The organism is Pseudoalteromonas sp. J2K-J599 (assembly GCF_059295115.2).
In genome coordinates this window covers 610,842-631,639 of sequence record NZ_CM200272.1, presented here as the reverse complement: position 1 = coordinate 631,639, position 20,798 = coordinate 610,842, and the positions used below count along the sequence as shown (strand labels likewise).

14 protein-coding genes are annotated in these 20,798 nt (G+C 39.3%); 4 read left to right on the top strand and 10 right to left on the bottom strand.

What is annotated here, in order from left to right:
• Positions 1 to 11: 11 nt before the first annotated feature.
• The 8 genes from AC5NT5_RS19595 to AC5NT5_RS19560 form a co-directional block, all read right to left on the bottom strand.
• Entirely contained in the window at positions 12 to 1,226 is a 1,215-nt protein-coding gene (locus tag AC5NT5_RS19595) for an EAL and HDOD domain-containing protein (protein WP_149603661.1), read from the bottom strand.
• 89 nt (positions 1,227 to 1,315) lie between these two features.
• Complete coding sequence (locus AC5NT5_RS19590) at positions 1,316 to 2,851, bottom strand: glycogen synthase (protein WP_494513518.1); 1,536 nt, start codon at positions 2,849 to 2,851, stop codon at positions 1,316 to 1,318.
• A gap of 80 nt (positions 2,852 to 2,931) precedes the next feature.
• Positions 2,932 to 4,233, bottom strand: a complete 1,302-nt coding sequence (gene glgC, locus AC5NT5_RS19585; protein WP_002958601.1) for a glucose-1-phosphate adenylyltransferase — start codon at positions 4,231 to 4,233, stop codon at positions 2,932 to 2,934.
• A gap of 14 nt (positions 4,234 to 4,247) precedes the next feature.
• Positions 4,248 to 6,785: a glycogen/starch/alpha-glucan phosphorylase gene (locus AC5NT5_RS19580; RefSeq protein ID WP_182671209.1), complete on the bottom strand. Its 2,538-nt coding sequence runs from the start codon at positions 6,783 to 6,785 to the stop codon at positions 4,248 to 4,250.
• Positions 6,778 to 8,841 carry a glycogen debranching protein GlgX gene (gene glgX / locus AC5NT5_RS19575; RefSeq protein ID WP_182193805.1) on the bottom strand — a complete coding sequence of 688 codons (2,064 nt, stop codon included), beginning with the start codon at positions 8,839 to 8,841 and terminating at the stop codon, positions 6,778 to 6,780. Before glgX ends, AC5NT5_RS19580 begins: the two co-directional genes overlap by 8 nt.
• Complete coding sequence (gene glgB, locus AC5NT5_RS19570) at positions 8,834 to 11,041, bottom strand: 1,4-alpha-glucan branching protein GlgB (protein ID WP_494513517.1); 2,208 nt, start codon at positions 11,039 to 11,041, stop codon at positions 8,834 to 8,836. Before glgB ends, glgX begins: the two co-directional genes overlap by 8 nt.
• A complete protein-coding gene (gene malQ, locus AC5NT5_RS19565) occupies positions 11,042 to 13,036 on the bottom strand; it encodes a 4-alpha-glucanotransferase (RefSeq protein WP_494513516.1) in 1,995 nt (664 codons plus the stop codon).
• Between the two features lie 9 nt (positions 13,037 to 13,045).
• A complete protein-coding gene (locus tag AC5NT5_RS19560; protein ID WP_002958606.1) occupies positions 13,046 to 13,348 on the bottom strand; it encodes an isoamylase early set domain-containing protein in 303 nt (100 codons plus the stop codon).
• Between the two features lie 386 nt (positions 13,349 to 13,734).
• On the opposite strand from AC5NT5_RS19560, the gene AC5NT5_RS19555 reads away from it, so the two are divergent.
• Entirely contained in the window at positions 13,735 to 14,667 is a 933-nt protein-coding gene (locus AC5NT5_RS19555) for a YjiK family protein (protein WP_182671206.1), read from the top strand.
• Positions 14,668 to 14,724: 57 nt separating this feature from the next.
• Here AC5NT5_RS19555 and AC5NT5_RS19550 read toward each other — a convergent pair whose 3' ends face one another.
• Together AC5NT5_RS19550 and AC5NT5_RS19545 are read right to left on the bottom strand one after the other, a co-directional pair.
• Positions 14,725 to 15,774, bottom strand: a complete 1,050-nt coding sequence (locus AC5NT5_RS19550) for a cellulose-binding family II protein (protein WP_494513515.1) — start codon at positions 15,772 to 15,774, stop codon at positions 14,725 to 14,727.
• Positions 15,775 to 16,408: 634 nt separating this feature from the next.
• Positions 16,409 to 16,837: an Lrp/AsnC family transcriptional regulator gene (locus tag AC5NT5_RS19545; RefSeq protein ID WP_002958609.1), complete on the bottom strand. Its 429-nt coding sequence runs from the start codon at positions 16,835 to 16,837 to the stop codon at positions 16,409 to 16,411.
• Between the two features lie 194 nt (positions 16,838 to 17,031).
• Here AC5NT5_RS19545 and AC5NT5_RS19540 point away from each other — a divergent pair, with 194 nt between their 5' ends.
• The 3 genes from AC5NT5_RS19540 to astD are packed head-to-tail and all read left to right on the top strand — an operon-like array spanning position 17,032 to position 20,796.
• Positions 17,032 to 18,237, top strand: a complete 1,206-nt coding sequence (locus AC5NT5_RS19540; RefSeq protein ID WP_182712441.1) for an aspartate aminotransferase family protein — start codon at positions 17,032 to 17,034, stop codon at positions 18,235 to 18,237.
• A gap of 50 nt (positions 18,238 to 18,287) precedes the next feature.
• Positions 18,288 to 19,322 carry an arginine N-succinyltransferase gene (astA, locus tag AC5NT5_RS19535; protein ID WP_138490431.1) on the top strand — a complete coding sequence of 345 codons (1,035 nt, stop codon included), beginning with the start codon at positions 18,288 to 18,290 and terminating at the stop codon, positions 19,320 to 19,322.
• 7 nt (positions 19,323 to 19,329) lie between these two features.
• Positions 19,330 to 20,796 (top strand): succinylglutamate-semialdehyde dehydrogenase, encoded by a 1,467-nt coding sequence (gene astD / locus AC5NT5_RS19530; RefSeq protein ID WP_494513514.1) that lies wholly within the window; start codon positions 19,330 to 19,332, stop codon positions 20,794 to 20,796.
• The last annotated feature ends 2 nt before the right edge of the window (positions 20,797 to 20,798 follow it).

The window sequence follows — 20,798 nt, the reverse complement described above, 5'->3', positions numbered from 1 at the left end:
GCTATTATCCGTTAAATATTATTCTTATAACTGTCAGCCCAATCGACTGACTGTTGGTAAAGTGGAGGTAGTATAGCACTGTCGATATTTAGCAAAAGTACAGCTTGTTCAAGTGCCCACCAGCTTCCTGTTTCATATGCTTTAACAACGTTTAAAATATAATAAAGTGTGTTTTTGTCCCCTAATAATGCCGTTTTTATTTCATCAGGGAAAGGTAGCTTTTCAACAAGCAAGCTCATTGGTTGATCAAGGATTGCATCTAGCAGTGAAAATAACCCTGTTAAAAATGCTTCGCCTGACTGACTTTTATTAACCTTTTTTGCCACAAGCTCACAAAAGCGAGCACGTACAACACATACTTGCATTAGCTCTGCTGGCTTTTTACCCGCTGTATGAGCAGTAACAATAAGGCTCACAAACTTTTTCAGGCGTTCGTGTCCTAAATACACAAGCGCTTGCTTTAATGACGATATTTGGCTTTGTATAGGAAACACACCGCTGTTTATTAATCTTAGTAACTTATATGCGAGTGCAGCATCTAGCTCAAACAGGCTTGCGATGGTTTTAATGTCAGGGCTTTGCTTCATTATTTCGGCGTAAATAGCGACGACTAAACCATAATTATAATCAATGTCGTTTTGCTTGATCATGGTAGGCTTTGCAAAAAAATAGCCTTGAAAATAATCAAACCCCATATCAAAGGCAAGCTCATAGTCTTCTTGTGTTTCTATTTTTTCGGCTAGTATTTTTATTTGTTTATGCGCTTGTAACTTAGTAACTATGGGCTGTATTTCGCTAAGAGGTGTAATTGCAATATCAAATTTAATGAGCTTCACAAGCTTTAAAAAACGATCCCATTGTGGTTTATATACAAAATCATCGAGCGCGAGTTTGTAGTTACTATGAAATAAACCTCGGCATAGCTCATAGTTATCGTCGGTAGGTTCTATGGTTTCGAGCAACTCAATCACAACGTCTTGGCATGGTAAGAAAGCACATAAATCGAGTTTTAGTGATTCTGGTCCTATATTAATAAGCGCTTTTTTGCCTGATGTAATATGGCGTGTACCTAAATTTAATTGATTTTCCATAATAAGCCTTGCTGTTGCTTGGCCTTCTGCAATATCTGGAAAATAATTTTTTGGACTATCACGAAAAAGTAGCTCATAGGCTACTACTTTTTTACTTCGATTGAATATTGCTTGCCTTGCAACAAATACAGACACATTACCTACTTCTTAGCTTTTATATAATACTAAGTAATTAAACCCTAAGCAGGTAGATTTGTCACTAAACTTTAAAGTACAGAAACGATTTACCGGTATAAGGTTGTTATATAATCAGTTGCCACTTGTGGCCACGAAAAACGCATTTGCTCTGCGCTGTGCTTAATTTTATGCCATCTTTTAGGATTTTGCTTTTTAATTAAGAGGGTTTCGTTTAAACAGCTAATTAAATTACGCGTTTGCGTTGCCAACGTGTCTCCATTAAAGCTAAAACCATTTTCGTGGTGTTTAACAGTATCTTTTAATCCGCCAACACTGTGTACTAAACACGGTTGCCCCGCTCGCATTGCTAGCATTTGGCTAATACCACACGGTTCAAACGAGCTTGGCATTAAAAATAAGTCACCTAATTGATACATTAAATCGCCAACACCTTGCCCATACCCCTTTAAAAATAAAAGATTGGAATTACGCGCCATTGCTTTGGTAAATATGCTTTCGAGCTCTTTGTCACCCGAGCCGAGAATAATAAGTCTGCCATTATGTTCATTAATTAATTGACACACTTTATCAATAGCTAAAACCCCATTAACCTGCTGGCACAATAACAACACTTTTTGTTCGGTAAGTCGGCCAACGCTTGTAACTAATGGACCATTATTAACCGTTGCTTTAAATTGCTGTAATCGTTGGTGGGCAATATAGTAGCCACTTTGTAACTGCTCGTAATTGGCCATCCAACCAAACAAAGTACTCTCTGCTTGGCTATAAAAATCAGCGAGAGTTGCTCCTTCAAGTGCATTGCTTGGATATTCGCAGCCATTTAAAATACCAACAAGCTTGCCTCGGCTTGCTGCATTTTGCAGATCTTGCTCAAGCCCTTCGCCACCAAAAAAACCATGTTCGTAATTGCTAGGTTCAAGAACCTCTTGGCTGTAAGTTGGCGATACAACATGTATTTTATCGCATAGATTTATTGCACTGCGCATAGGATTAAAACAATGAGGGTAACGCGGGTCGCATAACTGCTGGCCATTATAACTAAGTGATGGAAACCACGCCTCTAAGCTTGAATCATCATGTTTGAAAGGCCTTATCCCTTGCAGTGCAATATTATGCACTGTGAAGGCAATAGGTAAGGTATTAAGTGAGCTATAACGTGGCTCAAACTTAAGTAAAACTGCAACGCAGGCACTGTGCCAATCATGTAAATGCAGCGCTGTAGGGCGTTTTAATACACCTTGTAATAACGCTTCGCAGACGGCTGCGTTAAATAGAGCAAATTTAGTCGCATCAGTTGCAAAAGGCCTCCCCGGTGCATCATTACAATATACACTGCCTGATTCACTAAATAACGGGTGGCTAATAACAATTTGGCTTACATTATTTTCGGCTTGTTGTACTTTAAAAATGGTTAATACATGGGGTTGAGCATTAAATGCAACGGTTACTTCACCTATATAAATACGCTCAAGCGGCTCAAACCCGTAATCAGGAATAACAACATCAACCGTTATACCTTGCTTTGCAAGAGCCTTAGGTGCATCGCGTACTACATCTGCCACACCGCCTACTTTTGCGCCTGGTAACGCGTCATTTTCTGCTGCAACCATTAATACATGCATTAATTTATTATTTCCTTTAAACCTGTGTGAGCTTGCTCACAAATGAGCAAGCTATGTTGTCGTGCTTATCTAACTTGTTGTTACGCTAGCTTTTTATTTTCTCGCGCTTGGCGTTCTAACTTTTTTGCAAGCTCAGTGAGCATATCACGTGTAACAAGAACGATACCTTTTTTAGATACCCTAAAGCCGTTTTCTTCATCTGTTTTTTTGTCAAAACCGATTTCAAGACCCGCAGGTATTTCACAGCTTCTATCTATTATTGCGCGTTTAATTTTACAACCTCGGTTTATAACCGCACCGGGTAAAATAACCGACTGCTCAATGGTACAAAATGAGCGAACGTGAACGTTAGAAAACAACAGGGATTTTCTAACCGCAGAGCCCGAAATAATACACCCACCCGAGACTGTTGAGTCTAAAGCCATACCACGTCTATCTTCGTCATCGAAAATAAATTTAGCAGGTGGTAGTTGCTCTTGATAAGTCCATATTGGCCACGTTGGATCGTATAAATCAAGTTGTGGCTCTGGCATTACCAGTTCCATATTAGCTTCCCAGAACGAGTCAAGCGTACCTACATCGCGCCAATAAGGTTGCCCTTCTTGGTTTGGATCTCTAAATGGGAAAGCAAATACATTATGCTCTTCTATAATCGCTGGAATAATATCGTGACCAAAATCGCGTCCAGAGCCTTCATTTTCAGAATCTTTTTTAAGTTGCTCAAATAAAAATTCTGTATTGAAAATGTAGTTCCCCATTGATGCTAAACATGTACCTGGCTTGCCGGGTACGGAGCTCGGCATTGCTGGTTTTTCATCAAAACGACACACTCTATTTTCTTCATCAACGGTCATTACACCAAACGTGTCTGCGGCTTCCTCTACTGGGACTTCAATACAACACACAGTCATATCTGCGCCTTTTTGCACATGTTCAGCCAATAAAGCACCATAGTCCATACGGTACACATGATCTCCAGACAAAATCATCACATATTTAGGAAGCTCATGACGAATAATATCTATGTTTTGAAAAACAGCATCTGCGGTTCCACAATACCAATCATCACCTTGGCGCTGAGATGCAGGTAGTATTTCAACCGACTCTCCTAGCTCTTTTTTAAAGTGCCCCCATGCGCGGTTTACATGGCGTATTAATGAATGTGATTTATATTGTGTAGCAATACCAACACGTCTCACACCCGAGTTAATGCAGTTTGATAGTGGAAAATCGATAATTCGATGCTTACCACCAAAGTAAACTGCTGGCTTTGCTCGCCAATCGGTTAACTCATGCAGGCGAGAACCGCGACCGCCTGCCAGTATTAACGCGTAAGTTTCTCGGGTTAAGCTACTTATGTAGCGATTTGCATAATTAGGCATAATACTCTCTCCATTTAGTCTAGGCTGTTAGTGGCATGGCTTTTAGTTGTCGTTAAGTCTGTTTCACTAATATTGAGGGGTTCTAAATGCCAAATATCTTCACTGTATTGGCTTATGGTTCTGTCACTTGAAAACATACCACTGGCTGCTGTATTTAAAATACTCATTTGTGTCCAGTAGGTCTGATCTGCGTAAGCTTTATCAACTTCTTTTTGAGCTGCTACATAACTTTCAAAATCGTGAGCAACAAGCCATGGATCGTGCGGGCTCTTAATTGCATTTGTTATGTCGTCAAATAAGCATGGTTCAAATAAATTAAAATGTCCGCTCTCGAGTAATTGCATCACATTCTTTAAATCGCTATTTTGCGATATTAAATGCTCTGGATTATAACGTGATTTAATATCGTCAATTTCGTGCGCTTGTGCGCCAAACAAAAAGAAGTTATCAGCACCAACAGCATCTCTAATTTCAATGTTTGCGCCATCCAGCGTGCCTATTGTCAATGCACCATTCATCATAAATTTCATGTTGCCAGTACCAGACGCTTCTTTGCCTGCGGTAGATACTTGCTCTGAGAGATCGGTTGCAGGACAAATAACTTCCATTGCGGTTACGTTGTAATTAGGTAAAAATGCGACGCGTAAATATGGCGCAGCTTGAGGGTCTTTATTTATAACCTCTGCCACGTTATTAATAAGCTTAATAATTTTTTTAGCCATGTAATAACCTGGCGCTGCTTTACCACCTAATAGAACACAACGAGGAACAAGTCCTTGGGTATCCCCACGGCGAATACGGTCATATAAATGAATCACATGAAGTATGTTTAATAGCTGACGTTTGTATTCGTGGATACGTTTTACTTGTACGTCAAACATCATTGATACATCAAAATCGATATCGCAGCGAGCCTTAACTAAATCAACTAAACGTTGTTTGTTTTCACGTTTAGCATTTTGCCACTGCTCATGAAATGCCTTGTCGTCATAAAAACGACGTAGGTCACTAATTTTTGAAAAGTTTTTAACCCAATCATGGCCAATTTTTTCACCAATTAATTCACTTAATACTGGATTACAATGCGCAAGCCATCGACGAGGCGTTACACCATTTGTTTTGTTATTAAACTTATCTGGCCACAATGCATAAAATTCTTTAAATAATCCCGCTTTTAACAGTTCAGTATGAAGTGCTGCTACGCCATTTACAGAGTAACTACCTACAATAGCTAAATAAGCCATACGAATTTGCGGCTCATCACCCTCTTCAATCAGTGACAATGCACGTTGCTTTTCAACATCTCCCGGCCATTGCTGTGCAACTTGTGCTAAAAAGCGTGCATTTATCTCGTAAACTATTTCTAAAATGCGTGGTAATAATTTTGAAAACAACGAAACAGACCATTTTTCAAGCGCTTCAGGAAGTAGCGTATGATTTGTATAGGCCATGGTTTTAGTTGTGATTTGCCACGCATCGTTCCAATTTAATTCGTAATCATCAATTAAAATACGCATTAGCTCTGCAACAGCAATACTTGGATGCGTGTCGTTTAACTGAAAAACATGAAAATCAGCAAAGTCACTAAAGCTCTCGCCATGTTGAGAAACCCATTGGTCTACTACGTCTTGAATACTCGACGATGATAAAAAGTATTGTTGGCGTAACCTAAGCTCCTTACCATTTTCGCTGCTGTCATTTGGATACAGCACCATGGTGATCTGTTCGGCTAGATTTTTTTGTGCGACGGCTTCTGAATAACTGCCCGCATTAAATTCGGTTAAATTAAATTCATCTGTTGCCTCTGATTTCCACAGACGTAGTGTATTTACGATATTGTTTTTATAACCTGGGACAGGTACATCGTACGGTACAGCTAATACATCTTGTGAGCCCATCCATTGACGGTGCTCTCTGCCAAATTTATCTGTGTAACTTTGCACATAGCCACCAAACTTCACACGTTTTGCATGCTCTGGTGCGCTTAGCTCCCATGGATGTCCTTCACGTAGCCAGTTATCTGGTTGCTCAATTTGGTTACCATCTTTAATCGATTGATTAAACATGCCGTATTCGTATCGTAGGCCATAGCCAATAACAGGCAACGCTAAACTAGCACAGCTATCTAAAAAGCAGGCTGCAAGGCGCCCTAGCCCGCCATTTCCTAGGCCAGCGTCGTGCTCGGCGTCTTCAATTGTTTCTATTGTTGTGCAGTACTCTTGTAGTGCTGAGCTTACTTGTTCATCTAAATCTAGATTTAAAACAGCATTACCTAGCGCACGCCCCATCAAAAACTCAAGAGAAAGGTAAGCCGTTTTGCGGCGTTTCTCTTGCTTAATTTGTTGATTCGTTTCTCTGCAGCGGGCTACAAGTCTGTCGCGAATAGTAAGCGCTAATGCGTGATACAAATAATGCTGCGATTCACCCACCTTATCTCGGCCGAGGGTATAATAAAAATGCCGTGTTAAGTCATCTTTAAGCGTACTTTCATCAATAACTGGCCCTTCTTGCCAGCCCTTTACTACACACACTTGATCACTTTGTTTAACCATGACTAACATCCTCTAAATTGGCACTAAAAACCCAACTACTTTGTGCTGAAATTTCAACCATCGCATCTTCATTACTGCTCACAGATGCATTATGTACACTTGATAGAATCATTTGCCACGGCGCATTAATTGGCGATGGGGGCATTTGACAAAAAATTGTTTTTTCACTGGCATTAAATACAATCAGCAATGCATGATTGTTTTGCTTATCAAGTAAGCTATACATTAAAAACTGCCTGGTATCTTCATGCCAGTGAGCATCAGTCATGGTTTTACCTTGTTCGGTAAACCACTTAACGGTAAAACGCTCGTCTATATCATCTAAAAATACACTGTGTTTAAACGCACTGTGCGCACGTCTAATTTTTAATGCATCATCAATAAATCGTGTTAACGAATGATTAAGTTGAGAATCTTTCCAGGCAAGCCAACTAGTGCGATTATTTTGGCAATAAGCATTGTTATTCCCCCCTTGCGAGTGCGCCATTTCGCTACCAGCAGCAATCATGGGAACACCTTTTGAGAGAATTAAAGTAAGTAAAAAGTTCTTTTGTTGCTGTAAGCGCAGTGCGTTTATTTTAGAGTCGCTGGTAAAACCTTCTACCCCACAGTTAAACGAATGATTTGCACTGTGCCCATCTCGATTTTGCTCGCCATTAGCTTCGTTATGTTTATGCTCATAACTCACTAAATCAGCAAGGGTAAAACCATCATGACTCGTTATAAAATTAATACTATTGAGCGGCCCACGTTGGCTGTGCTCAAAAATATCAAACGATCCATGCAAACGCTTTGCAACGCTTGCAATAATGCCTGTTTCACTTTGCCAAAAACGTCTAATTACATCGCGATATTGATCGTTCCATTCTCGCCATGGCGGCGGAAATGCACCAAGCTGATAACCACCTGGGCCTATATCCCAAGGCTCACTTATTAACTTAACTTTGTTAAGCACAGGGTCTTGGGCAACTACTTGTAAAAAAGTATGTGCGGAGCTAAAGCCTGCTTTTGAGCGACCTAAAATGGTCGCTAAATCAAACCTAAAACCATCAACTCCCATTACTTCAACCCAATAACGAAGGCTATCAAGTACAAGTTGCAGTGTTTTAGGGTGGTCAATATTTATGGTATTACCACAGCCGGTATCGTTTATATATACGTCAGGCTGGCCATCTACTGTGCGGTAATAGGCTAAGTTATCAAAGCCTCTAAGCGATAGTATAGGGCCATCCGCCCCTGCTTCAGCTGTATGGTTGTAAACAACATCTAATATGACTTCTATGTCTGCAGCATGGAACTCTTGCACCATTTGCTTAAACTCGTTTATATCGTCGTTTACCAAATAGTCTTTATGGGGCGTAAAAAAGTTAAGCGTGTTGTAACCCCAGTAGTTTTGCAAACCTTTCCCTGTTAAAAATTGCTCACTAATAAAAGAATGAACAGGCAAAAGCTCAACGGCTGTAACACCAAAGCTTTGTAAGTGTTCAATAAAGCTTGGGTGGCTTAACCCTAAAAACTTTCCTTGTAGAGGTTTAGGTATTTTAGGATGACGACACGTTGTACCTTTCACATGGCACTCATAAATAACCGTGTTTGACCAACGGTGGTTAGGCTTTTTATGCGTATACAACGTAGGAGCCGCTACTTTTGATTTAGGTATATCAATCGCATTATTTACAGTGCTTTTAGTACCGATTGGCATTTGCCCATAATGGCGTTCGCTCCATGTAAACTCACCAAACAAGTCTTTTGCATATGGGTCTATCAGCAGCTTATTTTCGTTAAACAGTTGACCATTTTTAGGGTTATATTCACCCTCAACTCTAAAACCATAAAGCGCACCGGCGTTTAATGGCGAAATATGAATACTCCAAATACCCCCTTCGTTGATGTTCATCGCCATTTTTAGTATTTCTGAATGGCCACTTTTATCAAACAGGCATACATAAGCTTGGCTCGCCCCAGGCGCATAAAGCGCGAAGTTGACCCCATTATCAATAACACTAGAGCCAAGTGGTTCTACATTACCGGGTGCTACATCAAATCGGTTACTCATCATCAACCTTTTGTAAATAAATAGTAGTTAAGCCACCAATGGCAATTGAAATACTGTGTTTAAAACCATGATTTGATTCGTTTATTGCTTGAACTACCTGCGCTGAATCTTTAGTTACCTCAACGCCAGAGCCAAAAAACTGAGTATCATCTGTATTTAAAATGACCTTGTAACGCCCTTTACTCGGTACGCCAATAACGTAGTTTTCATAGGACGCGGGGGTAAAATTAGCAATAACAACCACAAAGTTTTTTGCGTTTTTAGCATAGCGAACAAAGCTTAAAATGCTCTGCTGATTATTATTGTTATCTATCCAGGTAAAACCAGCCGCGCTCGAATCAAGCTCATACAATGCGGGTTGGGTTTTATAAACGGTATTGAGCGCTTTTACGGTGTGCTTTATACCGCTGTGGCTTTGGTGCTCAAGTAAATGCCAATCGATAGAATGATCGTGCCCCCACTCTTTTCGCTGTGCAATTTCACCGCCCATAAATAAGAGTTTTTTACCCGGGTGTGCCCACATAAATGCGTAATAAGCGCGTAAATTTGCAAATTTTTGCCAATCATCGCCTGGCATTTTTTCAATTAACGAGCCTTTACCGTGTACTACCTCATCGTGGCTTAATGGCAATATATAGTTTTCACTAAACGCGTATACCATCGAAAAAGTCATTTCGTGATGATGATGCTGACGATAAAGCGGGTCGTGCTGCATGTAATGCAAACTATCGTTCATCCAACCCATGTTCCACTTATAACCAAAGCCTAAACCGTTGTGCTCAACACTTTGGGTGACACCCGGCCATGCTGTTGACTCCTCAGCCACCATCATAATGCCTGGGTTGTTTTTATAGCTGCGCATATTGACTTGCTTTAGGCACTCAATTGCACCTAAGTTTTCACGCCCGCCGTAGCAATTAGCAACCCACTCGCCTTCTTTTCGGCTGTAATCTAAATACAACATAGAAGCTACGGCATCTACACGCAGGCCATCTAAACCAAATTGATGTAGCCAATACATAGCATTTGATATTAAAAAGCTTTTAACTTCAGGACGGTCGTAGTTATAAATGTAGGTATTCCAATCAGGATGAAACCCTTGGCGTTTATCAGCATGCTCATATAAATGGGTGCCATCAAATCGATGTAAGCCATGCGGATCACTTGGAAAATGCCCTGGCACCCAATCAAGTAAAATACCTAAATTAGCTTTGTGGCACTGCTCTACAAAGTATTTAAAGCTGTTGTAGTCGCCAAAGCGGCTGGTAGGTGCAAATAATCCAACAGGCTGATACCCCCACGAACCATCAAACGGGTATTCACTTATTGGCATAAGTTGCAGGTGAGTAAAATTCATTTCAAGAGCGTAGCTAACGAGTTTGTCGGCAAGCTCTGTGTAACTTAAATAACGGTTGTTTTCAGCGCGTTGCCATGAGCCTAAGTGCACTTCGTAAATACTAATTGGTGCATCAATATGGTTACGCTTTTGTCTGTTTTGAAGTGCCTGCTCGCCAAGCTTTATAGGTTCTGGTTTATACTGCAGTACACTTGCAGTGCCAGGTGCTTGTTGCATTTTAAATGCATAGGGGTCGGCTTTTTCGAGCACCTCTCCACTTTGCGCGGTAATTGCAAATTTGTAGCACATGTCAGCTTTAAGGCCTGGTACAAATAACTCCCATACACCACTTGCTGGATGAAAGCGCATAAAGTGGCGATTCGCTTGCCAAAAGTTAAACTCACCAATAATAGAGACACTTGCCGCATTAGGCGCCCATACACAAAAACGTACACCGTCTACGTTTTGTTGAGTACTAAAATGTGCACCAAAATGCGAGTAAGCATGTTCAAGACTGCCTTCGTTAAATAAATACATTGCCTCTGCATCAAGTGTGCTTTGGAAACTGTATTCATCATAAAAGGTAACGCTGCTATCTGTGTACTGAGCAATGCATTCATATGGCGCAGTGGGCAAAGCATCAACTTTGGCTATAAATAAGTCACTTTGCTGGTAGCGTTTCGCCTTAATACTTTTATTATTTAATGTAACACTTACGCTTATTGCACAAGGTAGATAAAAACGAATTTCAACCTCAGCATCCGTTTTATGTGCCCCTAAGAAGCTAAATGGGTCTTTAAATCGCCCTATATATAATGCGTGTACTTGTGCATCATAACTATTTTCATTAGTTGTACTGCTCATTTAACCTTTCCTTATTGAATCGATAGCAGCTAAAAGTGAGGCATTTTTGGTAAAAATTTCTTCACTGGTATGCGTTAATACACGTCGCCAATTAGGATATTCTTTATCTGTCCCGGGGATATTAACCGGATACTTTTGCTCATCTAAGTCATCTATTTGTATTGCAAATAAACGCGATTGAGAGCCTGCTAAACACAATGCAAGTGCGCTATAAACAGTCACAGCTTCACTATGTAATAAAAGCTCAGTTGTATTGCCATGGTGATTAATAAAACGTAGTAACCTTTGTTGCTCTTCTATTCGCTGTTGCTTTAGTTGCTCGTATTCATTGCAAGTTATAAGCTTATATTGTTGCTTAATATCTAAATCATCATGTTGCCACCAGCCTGTAAATGGAGGAACATCGTGATTGGCTATCATTAACAAACAATGTGTTGCTAGCTCATCTACCGATAAAAACTCTCCACTGTGTTGTTTCTCAAAATAAAATAAGCTGTTGGAAAAAATACCGCTAGATGCCAAAGCTTCCCTAACCTCTGGCGGTACGATGCCTAAATCTTCACCAATAACAATACTCTGATTAATATGCGATTCAATTTTTAAAATGGCAAGTAAATGCTCAAACGGATAGTAAACATAACAGCCGTCTTGTTCGCCATTGCTTTCAAAGCACCACCATAGGCGCCTAATAGCCATTACGTGGTCAATTCGAAGCCCACCTACGTTTTGCATGTTTGCGCGAATGAGCGAGCGGTAAAATTGGTAGTGATTATTACTAAGGCTTTGGGGATTGAGGGCTGGGAGGCCCCAATTTTGACCTGCTTCAGCCCATGGATCGGGTGGAGCACCTACACTTGCACCTTGGCTAAACAGCGATTGCTGGTTTTTAAATTCAGCCCCATCGCCAGCACAACCAACAGCTAAGTCGTTTATTAAGCCAATAGCCATGCCTCTTTCTGCGCAACTTTTTTGACACAGTGCCAGTTGCATATGCGCTTGCCATTGCAGGTAATAAGCAAATGTTAGGTTATCTGATTCGAGGGTCTTTAACGTAGTAGAGTGAGCATTACAAAAATCAGTAAACGCTTGGCGACGCTCATCACTTGCCGTTAATTCAAACTGATTATAAAGCGCTTCAAATAACGTATACTTTATACGGCTTACATTTTCATAATCTATAAACTGATCATTACTTTTAATAAGTGCAGCGACATCATCTTGCTGCATAATGGCGTCAAGGTTTTCGTTATTTATTGCGTCTTCGCTTAGTACGATAGAAATATAGAGAGGATTTAATAAAGCGCGACTATTAGGGCTATAAGGACTGGCTCGCTCCGGCATATCAGCAAATAACAAATGCAGTGGATTAAGTAATATATAATCCATGTTTTGAGAGCTGCATAGTTTTGTAAGCGCTAATAAATCGTCAAAGTCGCCAATACCCAAATTCGCTCTATTTTTTAATGTGTAGAGCTGAATAGATAATCCAGTGCGTTTTGTGTCTTCCACTTGATAGACTTGCTCTGGCACGCACCAAATTTGTGTAATAGCGTGTTGCTCACCTACCTGAACATTAGTGTCATGATAGCCAATTGGCATATTACCAATGGGTAATGCCAACTCAATATAACGAACGCCATGCAAGTAATATTCACCAGTGACAGCCAAGTTATAAAGGTTATCAAATGCTAAATGCATTCCAAGTGAAGGGACATCGATATTAGCGGCTAAATATTGCTGACGTTCATCTATACGAAGCTTTAACAAACATGCAGTTTGCTCAACTAAACTCACACTAGGTACTAAATCAAGCCAAAGCGATGCATCTAAATCATAAGTTAGTTGAGCTATTCCTGCTTCATTATTTGTATCAACACCACAACATTGCAAAGCACGTTTACGCGTTTCTTCGCTAAAAAATACCTGTTCACCTGTATACTTAGTGAATTCAAAGCCAATACCATGCAGGTAAAACAACTGCGAAAGAGCATCCATTGAATCGCCTTAATTAGTGCGTTGAGTATTTACTATGCTGTTTTCTGTGCCAAATGTATTGCCGATATAACCGTCAGCTTGATGGTCGTTATCCCAAATGTCTCCATTAATCAGATAACGAAAGTGAAATTGTTGATCGATAGGTAAGCGTTGCTTAAATTTAAACACACCTTGTTTTTTATAAAGCTTCATTGGCACTGGTTGCCAATCATTAAATTCACCTAATAAGCAAACTTCTTCTGCCTCTGGATGAGAAAATTCAAAAGTAACTTCAGCTTCATCTTTTGTTTTAAAAAAACGTTTATTCAACATAGCAGGCTCCAACGAAACCAAAAAGGGTACTTAATCTTTGCCACAGGCCATACAACTAAACAAAAAGGCGATGTGGTAACCATCTAACAATCATTAAACGTGTTATTAGTTAAACAAAACTTTATTTACGCTTTATTACAGTGCAAATAATATTTCAATTACACCAAAAAGGTGCATTAACCTTATATACAATACGCTTTAAATGATATTTAACATACAGAGCAATATTCAAACCAACAAACTATTAAAAACCTCATTAGTTCAATATATAAATATTTATAGCTGCAAATATCCGAAGAAAATTTAAAATCCTAAATTACTTTTTTTATATTACTTCATCATGGATAATACACATCATTCTAATACTCTGAAATATCATTAATTTCATGTTGAAAAAAACCATTTTAATAACTACCACCATCATTTTTTTAGTTGTAGCTGCATTTATTGGTACCTCAATTTATACCCTATACAGTAAAAAAGAAATTTCAGTGGACCCTAAATTAAAAGAAATATCAGGAATAGAATTTGATAAACAGCAACGTTTATGGGCTATTAACGACGGAGGCAATGAACCAAAGCTATACAGACTCAATAAAGACGGTTCTATTGCTAAAGAAATTTTAGTTGAAAACGCTAAAAACATTGATTGGGAAGACATGACCCAAAACAAATTTGGGCACTTCTTTTTAGGCGATTTTGGTAACAACAAAAACGATCGTAGATGGCTCACTATTTATAAAATAGAAAACCCGATAGATATAAAAACAGATACGACTCAAGCAGAAATAATTAAGTTTACCTACCCCGAAATGGATGGCAGTCCTATAAAGCCCAATAACCGTAATTTTGATTTAGAGGCATTTGTAGCTCTAGGACGTCACTTATATTTATTTACTAAAAACCGCACAGAGCCATTTGACGGTATTACTAAGGTTTATAAAGTGGGCGATCATGCCGCTAATTTTAAAGCAGAGTTAATAGACTCATTTAAAACATGTACCACTTTAGAAAAGCTATGCTGGATAACATCGGCCGCTTTAAGCCCTGATCGTAAAAAACTAATATTACTTGATTCAACCAGTATTTGGCTATTCGAAAATTTTGAGGGTGATAAGTTTTTTTCTGGCGATGTATCAAAAATTGACTTAGGAATAGTGACTCAAAAAGAAGCTATCACTTTTTTTGATGACAATACTATTGTATTTACAGATGAAGAATTTAAAGGTATTGGCGGTAATGCTTATTTTATAAAGCTTGATGAAGCCAAAAAAGAAATTATAAGAAAAAAGCCGACCTCAGAAAAAATACATCCATAATATAATGTTAGCTAAGCTAAAGTTCTAAAGCTTAGCTAACTTATGAAAGGTATCGAGTTAGTTACTCTTTTCGTTTGACGAATGGAGTGCTTTTTCTACATCAACACCTAAAATCAACACTCCAATATGACTATTATTATCATCTAAAACAGGAAAACTTAGCTGTACTTGAAAATGATGTGTTGATGCATCATATGTTACGCTATCAAAGTTATAGTCCTTTGACTGTTTAAATATTTTAGTAAACTTATTCTCATCTCCTTGCCAGTAATCACTGGTTAACTTACTTATTGCTATATTTTTTCCTTGGCTATCAGTCAATATAAGCTCAGTAACAACACCTTTAAACTGCGATTGCCATTTTTTAAATACCTTAGATAACGGTAAATCAAACATAGTTAACCCATCAGCATGCCCAACGTGTTTACTTTCTTTTATCCATAACTGGTCTCGTTTCATAATTTCAGGCTCACTCAAAGGAGACTCATTACTTATTTGAACTTCTTCGACTAAGCTAGGTAAGTTTAATAAGGTTTTAGCGCTACTGTAGAGCCTATCAAGTATTTGCTTTTCTTCACTTTTTGATAGTGAAAATGGAGCTTGCGCACAAGTATTTATATTTTCATCGAACTGCTGCATAAATTCAGGAAGGCGTTTGATAAGGGAATGCGAAGCAAATAATCCCAAAGGTACATATCTAAAAAATTCTTTTTGGTACTCGTCTTTATTAATGCCTAGCTTAGAGGCTGCTAATTCAAAATCGTCTAAATCAAGTAGGATTCTATCAATCCGTTTATGGTGCATTACATTTACTATTTCTTCTAATGAATTTACTTCTACCTCAGCAATAATATTCTGAGTTTTAAACCAATTTGCTTGATAACTTCCTCTTACGGCACCATAACGCATTTTATTTTTTGGTTTATTAATGCTCTCTGGGTGAGTAAACCAGTACCAGCTTTCTAAAAAAATGGGGGGTGATATACGTCCATAAGCTTTCATTTCAGGCATTAAATGGGTTGTGAAATATCCATCTAAGCGCTCTAACTTTACTTCTCGACGTGCACGTAACCATGGCAAGGTTTGTAGCTGAAAAGGGGCTCCCATTTCAAATAAAATACACTCGACTTGGTTGACTGCATTATTAGGAGCTGTGGTGGGTAAGTTTGTCCAAACTGGAGAGGCTCAGTTAAACCTAACAAAAGAGTGAAAAGATATGCGGGCATAATCCATTGCTAAATAATGTACAAATTAAAATAAATATAGTCATGCATATTAAAAAAGCATAAATTTTCTTTACAAAATTTTGCACCTTATCAATGGCTTCAATATTTAAATCTATGATTTATTGATATTAACTTATAAAAAGCACGCTTAAATATTTAAATTAATGCATTTATACCTAGGGTCTGTTTATCATTGCGGATAAAAATTTGCTCACACTAGGCGCTATTTAATTGCGGCGCAAGATTTATAACCTAGTGTGCTCGATAACTGCTCCTGCGTTATTCTAATTGCTTATATCCATGTAAGAATAAGTAAAAACCGAGCAATGCTTCCGCGCCCTGCCACGCACCTACCCTACATCTATGTAGGCAACAAAGAGAAAATAGCGCCTAGGAAGAACCTTTTGGGGGCTGTTAATTTAACCTTGAAGGTTCAACAGACCCTAGCCTTTTTATTATTGACCTAGAGTATACCGAGTGTTCACTTAACGACTAAAACAAAAAACTCACTGACTCTAGCGCTTAAATTTAGTTTCTAAAATAACAGAAGATGTTGTGCGCTCCACCCCATCAAGATTTCCTATATCGTCCAACAAATGACTAAGCTGTTCTAAATTTTGAGCCTGTACCACCGCAATTAAATCAAACTCACCACTTATGGCATATAGCTGTGAAATAGCATCAATTTGCTTAAGCTCAATGTTTGTTTTAGTCGTTAATTTTTGTCTTACTTTTATAGACACATGAGCTGATACCATTTTACTAAGGTAGTCGTCACCGTAATCAACGCTATAGCCTTTAATTACACCGGTTTCTTCTAATTTGAGCATTCGGCTCTGTACTGTTGAACGAGACAAGTCAAGCATTCGCGCAAGATCAGAAATACTCGCTCTTGCATTTGTTTTTAGTACAGAAAGTAGCTTTTCATCTTGTGGAGTTATCATAATGGTTATTTTCTTCGTTATTTTGACTTTTATTTTAATCATTTTTCACAAAATAGCACTGCAATTTTAACAGCTAACCTTCGATAATGACCTCTATAAGAAATAATAACGTGTTTGCTGAAGAATAAAGGCTATATTCTTCTTTGAGTTAGCAACTAATCTTTTATCTAAGCCCATTAAATTTAGGTGTAAAAATGCAAGTAACAAGAGACTTATTTAACGACGTAATGGTACCAAACTATAACCCATCAGCAATTATCCCAGTTCGTGGTGAAGGTTCACGCGTTTGGGATCAAAATAACAATGAGTTCATTGATTTTGCCGGTGGTATTGCCGTTAACTGTTTGGGTCACTGTCATCCTGCATTAGTTAAAGCATTAAAAGAGCAAGGCGAAAAAATTTGGCATTTATCAAATGTTATGACCAATGAGCCAGCACTTCGTTTAGCTCAAAAAATGGTTGAAGCAACATTTGCTGATAAAGTTTACTTTGCAAACTCAGGTGCAGAAGCAAACGAAGCAGCCCTCAAGCTAGCGCGTCGTTATGCATTGGACGTATATGGCGCTGAAAAAACGCAAATTATTGCATTTAATAAAGGTTTCCATGGTCGCACATTCTTTACAGTAACCGTTGGCGGGCAAGCGGCTTATTCAGATGGCTTTGGTCCAAAACCAGCTGACATAGTACATTGTGATTTTAACGATATAGCAGCATTTGAAGCGCTGATCAGCGATAAAACATGTGCTGTTATGATGGAACCATTACAAGGTGAAGGCGGTATTATTTCACCAACAGATGAATTTGCTAAAAAAGTACGCGAACTTTGTACTAAACATAACGCGTTACTTATTTTTGATGAAGTACAAACGGGTGTTGGTCGCACAGGCGATTTATACGCCTATGAAGGTTTAGGGGTTGTTCCTGACATTTTAACAACGGCAAAAGCATTGGGGGGTGGTTTTCCTATTGGCGCTATGATCACTCGTACACCTATTGCTGAGCATTTAAAAATTGGTACTCACGGTTCTACCTATGGCGGAAACGCACTTGCTTGTGCTGTGGCCGAAGCGGCATTTGATACAGTAAATACACCAGACGTACTAAACGGTGTTAAAGAGCGCGAGCAATTATTCCGTGACGGATTAAACGCAATTAACGAAAAATATAACGTATTTAGCGAAGTACGTGGTAAAGGCTTATTAATTGGCGCAGTACTAAATGACAAATTTGAAGGCCGCGCACGCGACTTTTTAATAGCCAGTGCTAATAATGGTTTGATGAACCTTGTAGCGGGTATGAATGTAATTCGTTTTACACCGTCTTTAATTATTCCGTTTGAAGATATTAAAGAAGGCTTAGCGCGCTTTGAAAAAGCCGTTAGCGACGTAGTAAACGGTTAATATAGTTTAAATTAGCACGCCTAATGGCGTGCTATTGGAGCAAGCAATAAATGCAAGTATTACGTCCTATTACTGCCAATGATTTTGACGCGCTTAAACAAATAGCGATTGAATCCGGTCATGGGTTTACCTCTTTACCTGTGGACGATACACAGCTTAAAGAAAAAATTGAACGTGCTGAAAAAAGCTTTGCCAAAAACATTAACCAGCCACTTGATGAAAGCTATTTATTTGTTTTAGAAGACAGTGAAACAGGTGACGTTATTGGCACAACCGCTATAGAAGCCGCGGTAGGTTTATCGGTGCCTTTATATCATTATCATTTGGGTAAAACAGTACACCACTCGCCTACTTTAAATGTATATAACACCGTTGATATTTTAAGCATGTGTAACGACTACACTGGTTGCTCAGAAATATGCACATTATTTTTGCGCGAAAATAGCCGTAAAGGCCTCACGGGTCGATTTTTATCTCGTTCACGCTTTTTGTTTATGGCTCAGCACAGCGAGCGTTTTGCCGATACTGTTATCGCAGAAATGCGCGGTGTTAGCGACGAAGACGGTCATTCTCCTTTTTGGCAATGGCTACAAGAGCACTTTTTTAGTATCGAATTTCCACAAGCGGATCACTTAGTTGGCTTAGGCGATAAGGTGTTTATTAGCGAGTTAATGCCTAAATACCCTATTTATGTGAACTTGCTTAGTAAAAAAGCCCAAGCAGTGATTGGGCATGTGCATGAAAAAACAAAACCTGCGCTAAAACTATTAGAAAAGGAAGGTTTTGAGCACAGAGGCTACGTTGACTTATTTGATGCAGGCCCAACAGTTGAAGCAAAGCTTGGTAATATTCGCAGCATCCGCGACTCTCAAGTTTGCCCTGTTACGATTGGCGAGCTTGATCACATATCACAAAATAGCTCTGATACGCTGGCTGTATGTAATCAAGGCGTAAGTGGCTTTAGAGCAACATTTACCAAAGAAGCACATTACAATCATGCAAAACATACCCTCGTCATTAGCCAAGATGTGGCTAATGCGCTTAATTTAAGCCAAGGAGATGCAGCGCGATTTTTCCGCCTGTAAATAATTTATGAATACACACCTAATTAATAATCAGTGGCATGTGGGACTTGGTCCAGCATTTGAGTCAATCAATCCAAGTAATGGCGATGTGGTATGGCAAGGTAATGGCGCAAACACTGATCAAGTAAATTCAGCTATAAAAGCAGCCAGAGCTGCGCAATTACAATGGGCAGACAAACCGCTTGAAGAGCGTATCGCCATTTTAGAAAACTTCGCAGCACAATTAAAAGAACACAGCGAAGAATTTGCTACTATTATTGCACGCGAAACGGGTAAGCCATTATGGGAAACCCGCACCGAAGTGGGCGCAATGACAGGCAAAGTAGCTATATCTGTAAAAGCGTACCATGAGCGTACTGGTACAACCGAAAACCCAATGCCCGGTGCTAAAGCGTTTATTAGACACAAACCGCATGGCGTTGTGGCTATTTTTGGCCCGTATAACTTTCCGGGGCATTTACCAAACGGGCATATTGTTCCTGCAATTTTAGCCGGTAATACCGTTGTATTTAAGCCATCAGAATTGACTCCGCACGTTGCAGAATTTACCCTCTCACTTTGGTTAAAAGCAGGTTTGCCCGCGGGTGTTATTAACCTTGTCCAAGGTGAAATTGAAACAGGTAAAGCGCTTGCTTCTCATAAAGATATAGATGGCTTGTTTTTTACCGGTAGCTCAAACACAGGCCACTTATTGCATAAACAGTTTGCAGGACATCCTGGCAAAATTTTAGCACTTGAAATGGGCGGCAATAATCCTCTTATTGTAAAAGATGTGAGCGATATAAGCGCCGCTGTACACGATATTATTCAATCAGGCTTTATTACCTCAGGTCAACGTTGTACGTGTGCACGCCGCTTATTTATTGAAAAATCAGCCAACGGCGATGCTATTTTAGAAAAGCTAATAAGCGCAACTAAAAACATAGTTGTAGACGACAGTTTTGCTACAGAGCAGCCTTTTATGGGTGCAATGATAAGCGAAAAAGCAGCACTGGGTATGGTTGCCGCGCAAAGTGAATTAGTCTCAAAAGGTGCACAAATCCTTGTTGAACTTAAGCAATTAAAACCAGGCACAGGTTTTGTAAGTCCAGGCATTATTGATGTAACAAGCATAACCGACATGCCAGATGAAGAGCATTTTGGGCCGCTAATTAAAGTGTATCGTTATACCGACTTTGACAGCGCAATTATTGAAGCCAACAACACAAGCTTTGGTTTATCTGCAGGTTTACTTAGCGACAGTGAAGATGATTACACTCACTTTTTAAAGCGCATTCGTGCCGGTATTGTTAACTGGAACCGCCCCATTACAGGAGCCTCTAGTGCAGCTCCATTTGGAGGGATTGGCGCCAGTGGTAATCACAGAGCAAGTGCCTATTACGCCGCCGATTATTGCGCATACCCTGTCGCATCTGTGGAGTCAGATAAAGTGAGCTTACCGCAAACCCTAGCGCCGGGCTTAGTAATTGAATAAGC

Bases quoted from the DNA above. Each gene is read 5' to 3' on its own strand.
- AC5NT5_RS19560 (WP_002958606.1), bottom strand. From the start codon at position 13,348: ATGTTGAATAAACGTTTTTTTAAAACAAAAGATGAAGCTGAAGTTACT.
- AC5NT5_RS19545 (WP_002958609.1), bottom strand. From the start codon at position 16,837: ATGATAACTCCACAAGATGAAAAGCTACTTTCTGTACTAAAAACAAAT.
- astA (WP_138490431.1), top strand. From the start codon at position 18,288: ATGCAAGTATTACGTCCTATTACTGCCAATGATTTTGACGCGCTTAAA.
- AC5NT5_RS19580 (WP_182671209.1), bottom strand. From the start codon at position 6,785: ATGGTTAAACAAAGTGATCAAGTGTGTGTAGTAAAGGGCTGGCAAGAA.
- glgB (WP_494513517.1), bottom strand. From the start codon at position 11,041: ATGAGCAGTACAACTAATGAAAATAGTTATGATGCACAAGTACACGCA.
- AC5NT5_RS19540 (WP_182712441.1), top strand. From the start codon at position 17,032: ATGCAAGTAACAAGAGACTTATTTAACGACGTAATGGTACCAAACTAT.
- AC5NT5_RS19550 (WP_494513515.1), bottom strand. From the start codon at position 15,774: ATGGGAGCCCCTTTTCAGCTACAAACCTTGCCATGGTTACGTGCACGT.
- AC5NT5_RS19590 (WP_494513518.1), bottom strand. From the start codon at position 2,851: ATGCATGTATTAATGGTTGCAGCAGAAAATGACGCGTTACCAGGCGCA.
- malQ (WP_494513516.1), bottom strand. From the start codon at position 13,036: ATGGATGCTCTTTCGCAGTTGTTTTACCTGCATGGTATTGGCTTTGAA.
- astD (WP_494513514.1), top strand. From the start codon at position 19,330: ATGAATACACACCTAATTAATAATCAGTGGCATGTGGGACTTGGTCCA.
- AC5NT5_RS19555 (WP_182671206.1), top strand. From the start codon at position 13,735: ATGTTGAAAAAAACCATTTTAATAACTACCACCATCATTTTTTTAGTT.
- glgC (WP_002958601.1), bottom strand. From the start codon at position 4,233: ATGCCTAATTATGCAAATCGCTACATAAGTAGCTTAACCCGAGAAACT.
- glgX (WP_182193805.1), bottom strand. From the start codon at position 8,841: ATGAGTAACCGATTTGATGTAGCACCCGGTAATGTAGAACCACTTGGC.